The 6292-nt window shown below is 59.7% G+C and carries 6 protein-coding genes and 2 pseudogenes; 6 read left to right on the top strand and 2 right to left on the bottom strand.

What is annotated here, in order from left to right:
• From glyA to C9427_RS35295, 4 genes and pseudogenes are all read left to right on the top strand, one after another.
• Positions 1–535 (top strand): annotated as a pseudogene (glyA, locus tag C9427_RS32165) (serine hydroxymethyltransferase); the annotation flags it as partial.
• A gap of 56 nt (positions 536–591) precedes the next feature.
• Positions 592–1767, top strand: coding sequence for a methionine adenosyltransferase (gene metK, locus C9427_RS32160; protein ID WP_107653004.1), 1176 nt, complete (start codon positions 592–594; stop codon positions 1765–1767).
• Between the two features lie 100 nt (positions 1768–1867).
• Positions 1868–2860: an adenosine kinase gene (locus C9427_RS32155; RefSeq protein WP_107653003.1), complete on the top strand. Its 993-nt coding sequence runs from the start codon at positions 1868–1870 to the stop codon at positions 2858–2860.
• 375 nt (positions 2861–3235) lie between these two features.
• A complete protein-coding gene (locus C9427_RS35295) occupies positions 3236–3835 on the top strand; it encodes a cold-shock protein (RefSeq protein WP_107653002.1) in 600 nt (199 codons plus the stop codon).
• A 253-nt stretch (positions 3836–4088) separates the two neighbouring features.
• Here the strand turns inward: C9427_RS35295 and C9427_RS32145 are convergent, their stop codons facing one another.
• Positions 4089–4553 carry a Ros/MucR family transcriptional regulator gene (locus C9427_RS32145; RefSeq protein WP_107653001.1) on the bottom strand — a complete coding sequence of 155 codons (465 nt, stop codon included), beginning with the start codon at positions 4551–4553 and terminating at the stop codon, positions 4089–4091.
• A gap of 244 nt (positions 4554–4797) precedes the next feature.
• Here C9427_RS32145 and C9427_RS32140 point away from each other — a divergent pair, with 244 nt between their 5' ends.
• Together C9427_RS32140 and C9427_RS32135 are read left to right on the top strand one after the other, a co-directional pair.
• Positions 4798–5100, top strand: a complete 303-nt coding sequence (locus C9427_RS32140) for a DUF982 domain-containing protein (RefSeq protein ID WP_027056410.1) — start codon at positions 4798–4800, stop codon at positions 5098–5100.
• 272 nt (positions 5101–5372) lie between these two features.
• Positions 5373–5621 carry a DUF982 domain-containing protein gene (locus C9427_RS32135; RefSeq protein ID WP_020629161.1) on the top strand — a complete coding sequence of 83 codons (249 nt, stop codon included), beginning with the start codon at positions 5373–5375 and terminating at the stop codon, positions 5619–5621.
• Positions 5622–6005: 384 nt separating this feature from the next.
• Here C9427_RS32135 and C9427_RS32130 read toward each other — a convergent pair.
• Positions 6006–6292, bottom strand: a pseudogene (locus C9427_RS32130) (5-methyltetrahydropteroyltriglutamate--homocysteine S-methyltransferase); the annotation flags it as partial.

The following is a 6292-nucleotide window of genomic DNA, read 5'->3' as shown; positions in this document are numbered from 1 at the left end:
TAAATACAATCTCGCCAGACGGATCGACCGCGCGGTCTTTCCTCAACTGCAAGGCGGGCCCCATGTGCATACCATCGCCGCGCTAGCTGTCGCTTTGCAGGAAGCCGCGACCCCCTCTTTCCGCACCTACGGTCACCAGATCGTCAAGAATGCCAAGGCGCTGGCCGAGGCGCTTCTGGGTCGTGGTTATGATCTGGTCACCGGCGGGACTGACAATCACATGCTGATCGTTGATCTTCGGGACCGGCCGCTATCAGGCAAAGCCTATGCCGAGCGCCTGGCAAGGGCAGGCATCATCACGAACTTTAATATGGTGCCGGGCGACCCGCACGACCCGACGGTCACAAGCGGAATCCGCTTGGGGTCGCCGGCAGTGACGTCCATGGGCATGCGCGAGGGGGAAATGGTGCAGATCGCCGCTTTTATTGATTTGGTCTGCCGCCAGCCCGACGACCCAGAAGTTCATGCGCGCGTACGAAGAGACGTTGCCGACTTCTGCACTGCGTTCGACGTTCCCGGCATCAGCGACCGGTAAGGCCGCCCCAATCCCGAAACCCCACCTACTCCAAAAACTTGAAGCGAGGACATTCCATGACCAGGCAGTTCGTGTTCTCTTCTGAATCCGTCGGCGCGGGACACCCCGACAAGATGGCAGACAACATCTCCGATGCCGTCCTCGATGCCATCCTCCGCACCGACCCGAAGGCGCGCGTCGCCTGTGAAACATTGGTGAAGACAGGGATGGTCGTTCTGGCTGGCGAGATCACCAGCCACGCGCAGATCGATTACAGCCAAGTTGCCCGCGATACGATTCTCGATATTGGATATGATGACGATGCGATCGGCTTTGACGGTCGTCGTTGTGCCGTCGTTCTGGCCCTTACCGAGCAGTCGCCCGACATAAGCCAGGGCGTTGACGAAGGACGAGGGCAGGATCTCGAACAGGGGGCGGGGGATCAGGGCCTCATGTTTGGATTCGCATGCAACGAGACGGATACATTGATGCCCTTGCCGATCCAACTCGCTCACCATTTGACGAAAAGACAGGCAGAGGTCCGAAAAACGGGACAGCTTGGCTGGCTGCGTCCGGACGTGAAATCTCAAGTGTCCGTACGCTACGAGGGTCTCCGCCCGGTGGCGCTGGACACCATAGTCCTGTCAACGCAGCATGACGAGGCGGTCTCCCAAGATACAGTCCGCGAAGGCGTCATTGAGGAGATCATAAAACCGGTCCTGCCAACCCATCTGGATACTTCGGAGATCAGATTTCTGGTCAACCCAACAGGGCGGTTCGTGGTCGGTGGGCCCGCCGGCGACTGCGGCCTCACTGGACGCAAGATCATCGTCGATTCTTACGGTGGAACGGGGCGTCACGGCGGGGGCGCCTTTTCGGGCAAGGACCCATCTAAGGTTGACCGCTCGGCCGCCTATGCGGCACGGTATGTCGCAAAGAATATCGTTGCCAGCGGACTTGCGGAGGTCTGCGAGGTTCAGCTTGCCTACGCGATCGGCGTGGCCAGTCCGGTTTCTGTGATGGTCAACACCTTCGGAACCGCAAGAATCGAGGAAAAAAGGATCGAGTGCCTTGTTCTTGCGCTTTTCGATCTCCGACCGAAAGGCATCATCAAGATGCTTGATCTCTTGCGCCCGATATACCGCAAGACCGCGACGTACGGACACTTCGGCCGTGAAGAGCCTGAGTTCACTTGGGAGAAGACGGACAGAGCCGACGACTTGCTGCGTGAAGCAGGACCGGCAGCTGCGTGAGGGCCGCTGGATCAAGCACATGCGGCAACCCATTTCAACTCGCTAGACCCGCGCCTGGCCGGCATAGCAGAAAGCCGGTGGGTAGTTGGCGGAGACATTGATGCCGGATTATGACGTGCTTTGCATCGGCAATGCCATTGTCGACATCATCGCCCAGTGCGACGAAGAATTCCTGGAGACCAACGGCATCATCAAGGGCGCGATGAACCTCATCGATACGCACCGCGCCGAACTGCTCTACAGCCGCATGGGCCCGGCGATAGAAGCCTCCGGCGGCAGTGCCGGCAACACGGCGGCCGGCGTCGCCAGCTTCGGTGGACGTGCCGCCTTCTTCGGCAAGGTTTCGAACGATGCGCTGGGCGAGATTTACGCGCACGACATCCATGCGCAGGGTGTCGCCTTCGACACCAGGCCGCTCAAGGGCGAGCCGCCGACGGCGCGGTCGATGATCTTCGTCACGCCCGACGGCGAGCGCTCGATGAACACCTATCTCGGCGCCTGCGTCGAGCTCGGGCCGGAGGATGTCGAGGCCGACAAGGCTTCTGGCGCCAAGGTCACCTATTTCGAGGGCTACCTGTGGGACCCGCCGCGGGCCAAGGAAGCGATCCGGCAGACGGCGAAGCTGGCGCACGCGGCCGGCCGCGAAGTGTCGATGACCCTCTCGGATTCGTTCTGCGTCGACCGCTACCGCGACGAGTTCCTCGACCTGATGCGCTCGGGCACCGTCGACATCGTCTTCGCCAACAGCCACGAGATCAAGTCGCTCTACCAGACATCGTCGTTCGACGAGGCGCTGGCGCAGATCCGTAAGGATTGCCGGATCGCTGCCGTCACCCGCTCGGAAAAGGGCTCGGTCATCGTGCGCGGCGACGAGACCGTAGTCATCCAGGCGACCGCGATCAAGGAACTGGTCGACACGACGGGCGCCGGCGATCTCTATGCCGCCGGTTTCCTGCATGGCTACACGCAAGGCCGCGACCTCCAAACCTGCGGCGACCTTGGCTCACTGGCGGCCGGATTGGTGATCCAGCAGATCGGTCCGCGCCCGCGCCAGAACCTGCGCCGCGAGGCCGAGCAGGCGGGGTTAATTTAGCCGGGCGACTCCAAGACAAGCTGCCTGTGGCCTCCTGCAGCCTGTGCGGAGAAAGTGCGTGTAAATCGAAATGTCGGATGCGCATCCGCGTCAGGCGGCAGCCCGCGGCCTATCACTATCGAAAAGGTTGATCGCGGTGCCCGCCCTTCAGCGCGACTCCTTTTGCCGTGCGATATGGGGAACGCGTTCGGATCAGCTGCTCGACCTGTAGCATATATTGCTCACCCGCCATCATCGACCTCGTGCGGCAACAGGTCGGGATCGTGATGCGATCGAGCGGGTAAGCGGCCAACTGGTGAATTGACATGAACGCATCGCCCGATTGAGATTGTCCTGCCGGGAGCGCAGTGCGTTGTTCAAGCCAGTCGGACGATCATGGGCAAATATAAAGACCATCGTGAGCCACGCCGGCGTCGCCATGACGATGAGGCGGTTTCCTTAGCGGAACGGTCTTCCGAGCCAAGCTACTTTCAGCGTTCCTCGATCGCAACCGCACCCGCTGTCGACGCCGAAGTGATCTGGTTCAACAGCAGCAAGGGTTTTGGCTTTGTCAAATTGCAGGAGGGCATCGAGGCCTATCTGCACATCCGGGTGCTGGAGGCGGCCGGGAGCCGCGGTGTTTCCGAGGGAACGCGTCTGAAGGTCACAACGGAAGAAAGTCCAAGAGGTCATCAGGTCGCGCAAGTGCTGGAGGTCAGCGATCAGACCGCGAGACCTCAGCTACATACGCGTCGCACTGGAGAGTCCACCGCCGGGACGAGTGCCCAGGTGGAGAGCGAGGGCACGGTCAAGTGGTACAATCCCCAAAAGGGCTTCGGCTTCATTGCTCCTGAAAACGGTGAGAAGGACATCTTCGTTCATGCCACCGCGCTGACCCGCTCAGGACTGAGCATGCTGATGGAGGGTCAGAAGGTGTTTGTCCAATGCGGGCAGGGCAAGAAAGGCCTGGAAGTTCGGAGCATTCGCCTCGCTTAGAGCCAAATGGCCCTACCAAAATCGCGCCTCAGACAAAGAAAAAGCCCGCTACCGGGAGGAGGTGGCAGCGGGCTCGATTTAGAATGAGACGCGGGAGGAGGTGCGCCCCATTCAGCGTCGGCACCACATCTGGGAGGAGTAGATGGCCGACAACATGATCATACGGATCGTCGCGGATATTGCAACGCACAAATTTTATCTCGCGAGTGCGAAATAGTGCCGGACCCGCGTAGTCGATCCTGAAAAAGTGCGATCAGGCTGCGGCTTTCTTGCGGGGACGCTTGGCAGGTGCCGGCGTTCCCGGTTCCTTCGGCTTGCGGCCCAGACCCATCGTCTTGGCCAATGCCGAGCGCGCCGCAGCGTAATTCGGCGCCACCATGGGATAGTCCGCCGGCAGCTCCCATTTCGCGCGATATTCGTCGGGCGTAAGGCCATAGTGGGTGGCCAGGTGACGCTTAAGCGACTTGAACTTCTTACCGTCCTCAAGGCTGACAATATAATCGGGTGTAACCGATTTTCTGATCGGTACGGCAGGCTTGAGAGCTTCTGACTTTTCTGGTGCGGCACCACCAGCAGTGGCTTTCAATGCGATGTGTATCTGGCCGATAAGCCCAGGCAGTTCACCGACGGGAACCGGATTGTTCGAAACATAGGCTGAGACGACATGGGCGGTGAGTTCGATGAGGTTGTCGGCTTTGCTCTCGGTTTCGTCGGTCATGAAAACGCTCCTGCGGAATTAGACTAGCCGGTTATGAATCACTTCATAGCTCAATAGTGACGACCGCCTTTGATGGCAACCAAGCCATTGCATGATGTGTTGGCGGATCGATACACACCCGGCCGCAGGCGCGGATCTTCCTCTTGAACCGTCATCGCCCTGACAACACATTGTGCCATGGTCGCCGTGTCGATGCGGCGCCTCTTCACCGCAAATTGGCTATTTAGAAAGTTGGGAGAAACCAATGAACGCTGAGGCTTTCAGCAGCCCCCTTTTCGTGAAGCGCGCAACGCACATCATCCAAGAGATTGCCGGCCTTGCGGATGCAATCGATTTTCTCAACGAATGGCCGGAAGACCGCAGAGACCTGATCCACGAAGCCGCCCTGAGGGCATGCTACGATGCATACGATGGGCGCAAGCCGGTAAGCACGGCGCGCAATGCCTTTTTCGGCTTTGCGAAGCGGGTCGCCATATTGGAAGATCCAACCTCCGCGATGCAGTGGATCGCCGCCTGCAGATCGGGCAGTGGAAAAGTGCAGGTGTAGACTTCGACGATGAGTTTGAGACTGGCGAGGCGCGTCAAACAGTGCACTATGTCCAGGTTTCACAACTAGACCACGCGAATGAGAAGCATTTCCTCACCACGGACTGTAAAACCGCAGATCGCACGCAACCTGACCATGGCCAGACGCGCCTCACATCGATCGCTTGCCCGCCAATGGCCAGGCCCAGTGGTGCAGGTGCAGCGGTCGCGTTCGGCTGAGTAAAAAAATGCGATCCGGGCTGTTTGCCGCATAGTGGCTGTGGGGGAGGGGGGATGACCGGCTTGATCAGATTTGAGAGGCCAGTCGTTGTTCAGGTTAGCCGCCGCAGCTCGGAGCGTATCGTGTTCGACGTCAACGACGCGGCCGCTATCTTGCTGCGGGATCTGCATCATGAGACCGATAAACGCAGAATAGCGATGGACACCTGTCTGCAGGTTTTACGCGGTAAGACCCATCCCCCAGCCGCTCGACGAGCTTTCGTCGCAGCCGCACTCGAAGCACGCATTCTGCGCAGTGATTGAGATTTGGGACGCCGCTCGTGAATTTCGGCCATCTGCACATCGCTATGATGCTTCTCCCGATGGTCGGGACCGGGGGGTTCGGCGACCAAGATCGGGAGACGATAGTGACACTGGATGATCCCAATACGGAATAATCCGAAACGGGCTGGCGGTGAGCCGTCTCGTTTCTGGCTCATTTGGGGCCCAAGCCTCCTTCGATCACCCGCCAACGGCGGCCTCTGGAACAGCTGACTTCAACCCGCCATAATAAGGGCTCAGCCAGGCCAAGGTTGCCGAGGCGCTTCGTCACTGGCAGCTCGATTGCCTTGGGTGCGCCGGACAGACTCTCCCAAGATTGCCTGGTGTGAGGCGTTGCCGTTCACCGCCGGCGAGTGGCACCGAGCCCTACGCCGTCTGCGCTTTTTTCCGAATTGCGCGTGCTGCAGCCACCATGTTCACCAGCGCAGGGCGGACCTCCTCCCATCTGCGCGTCTTGAGACCGCAGTCGGGATTCACCCACAGTTGGCCATCCAGCAAACGCTCGCGCGCAAGCATGATGAGGTTGGAAATCTCCCCCACTTCCGGGACCCGCGGCGAGTGAATGTCATAGACACCAGGACCGATCCCGTTCGGATACTTGAAGCTTCGGAGCGTATCGAGCAGTTCCATCTGCGAGCGCGAGGTTTCAATGG

It is taken from the genome of Mesorhizobium helmanticense, from assembly GCF_003034915.1.
Lineage (GTDB): Bacteria > Pseudomonadota > Alphaproteobacteria > Rhizobiales > Rhizobiaceae > Mesorhizobium > Mesorhizobium helmanticense.
Note: the sequence above shows the minus strand (reverse complement) of the source record. Positions and strands in the feature narration are given on the sequence as shown.

What these genes read in the sequence shown, in the direction of transcription:
- metK (WP_107653004.1), top strand. Translation starts at nt 592, where the DNA reads ATGACCAGGCAGTTCGTGTTCTCTTCTGAATCCGTCGGCGCGGGACAC.
- C9427_RS32155 (WP_107653003.1), top strand. Translation starts at nt 1,868, where the DNA reads ATGCCGGATTATGACGTGCTTTGCATCGGCAATGCCATTGTCGACATC.
- C9427_RS35295 (WP_107653002.1), top strand. Translation starts at nt 3,236, where the DNA reads ATGGGCAAATATAAAGACCATCGTGAGCCACGCCGGCGTCGCCATGAC.
- C9427_RS32145 (WP_107653001.1), bottom strand. Translation starts at nt 4,553, where the DNA reads ATGACCGACGAAACCGAGAGCAAAGCCGACAACCTCATCGAACTCACC.
- C9427_RS32140 (WP_027056410.1), top strand. Translation starts at nt 4,798, where the DNA reads ATGAACGCTGAGGCTTTCAGCAGCCCCCTTTTCGTGAAGCGCGCAACG.
- C9427_RS32135 (WP_020629161.1), top strand. Translation starts at nt 5,373, where the DNA reads ATGACCGGCTTGATCAGATTTGAGAGGCCAGTCGTTGTTCAGGTTAGC.